The 1,602-nt window shown below is 45.1% G+C and carries 1 protein-coding gene; it reads right to left on the minus strand.

Annotation, left to right across the window (positions count from 1 at the left end; translation table 11 throughout):
- Window positions 1–599: 599 nt before the first annotated feature.
- Window positions 600–1,499, minus strand: a complete 900-nt coding sequence (locus ACYQ2M_RS25020) for a class I SAM-dependent methyltransferase (RefSeq protein WP_459919129.1) — start codon at window positions 1,497–1,499, stop codon at window positions 600–602.
- Between the last annotated feature and the right edge of the window lie 103 nt (window positions 1,500–1,602).

Raw genomic sequence — 1,602 nt, forward strand, 5'->3', positions numbered from 1 at the left:
GGGGCTTCCCGAGTTCTACAGCGCATCTCTTCTTACATGCCACGGCCTGTGGACTCCGGCGGACCTCCACATCCTCGCCAATAACGGATGCTTCTGTGTTGCCTTCGGCGACCGTTAAAACCCTCGGCGTCCGCGGGTTGCTCTCTCGAAGCTGTACCAGCACTTCAGGGTGCACGACCACCCCTACGGCCTACAAGATTCTCTGCCTACGCTTAGTCCATTTTGTTCGATGCTTTTTATTTTCCAATTGATCCTACAGTGGGGTGAGGCCTCCGCAATTCTCCTGGATTGCTCCGGGTTGCAGCTCGTTTCCAGCCGGTATTCCAGCGTCCTGCACTTACAATGAAAATAAAGTATCTCCGCCATGGACCCAAGGCTCGATACGGATGGGTGGCTAACCCTTACTGAAACCCATTACTGGATTTCAACCGACAGGGACTTTCACCCTGCAAGATGCGCCGAGCTTTCCTCGGCGCGACAACGGTTGAGCTGAGGGGCCGGGCGTTTAACCCGAAACCTTCAGATAAAAATTTTCGTATTCCTAAACCACACACTTCCAAAACGGTGCGCAGTACGCCCGGTCCCACTCCAGCGATGGGTTAGGCAATTCCACTTATTATCAGAACGATCTCAATTGAGTAATCCCAAACAGATACGCCTTTTTCAACAAACAAGAAACGTTTAGAGTATCGTTGATTTATTAATTCTTTTAAGTCTTTTATATGATTTTCAGAAAGCTTATTTTTTAATAGTGGAAGCATCCTTTCAATATTTTCTATTTCCTCGTTTTTGTAGCTTTCTAGTATAGCAGCCTTTTGATCAAGGCTGTTTCTATAATTATCCGGAACCACCGGGAGTGCCAATGCGTCAACTTGAATATCAGAAAAATCCAATTTTTCAAATAAGGCTGGCAAACCATACAATTCAGGGTTATATTTTCCTACCATGCTTTCGGCATGAAGTGATTTTTGCAATTCGACAATGGGAGCCCAAAGTTCATATTCACGCTCCGACACTTGAGGAATAGCATCGGGATTGGAACGAATTGAGCTTTTAGGTTGCGCCATCATGACAGACACTCTGCCGCCATTACGACAAACACGCTTTTGCTCAATTAGAAACTCACGGTTTGGCACATGCTCTATTACAGTATGAGAGATAGCGGCATCGACATAATTGTCTTCCAGAGGTAATGTAAGAACATCGCTTTCTAAGAATTTAATATTTGAAAGAGAGGCTTTTTCTGCCTTGCACTGAGCATATTCAATAAATGCTGTGTCACGATCGATCCCTATTATATTCGAAGAATCACCAAGCCAAGCAGCTATTTTTCGTGTAAGCGAACCTGGACCACAACCTGCGTCCAATACGGTCATCCCGGGAATCAACCCTAAAGCATTGAGGACCAATTCTTTTCGGTCGTCACGGAAACGCCACTCGCGGCTTTGATCAAGGCACATTATTCCTTGAACTTTACTTGAATATGAACAATTCACCATTTTAATTATATTTGCCTAACGTTATGAATTTTATCCTCCGTCCCGTCCCGCAAGAAGACACCTTCCGGCCTTAAGAATAAAAACGGACAAAAAATTTCATCCG

This window comes from Desulfocicer niacini (genome assembly GCF_054657595.1).

Coding starts and splice junctions, on each gene's coding strand:
- ACYQ2M_RS25020 (WP_459919129.1), bottom strand. CDS start 1,499: ATGGTGAATTGTTCATATTCAAGTAAAGTTCAAGGAATAATGTGCCTT.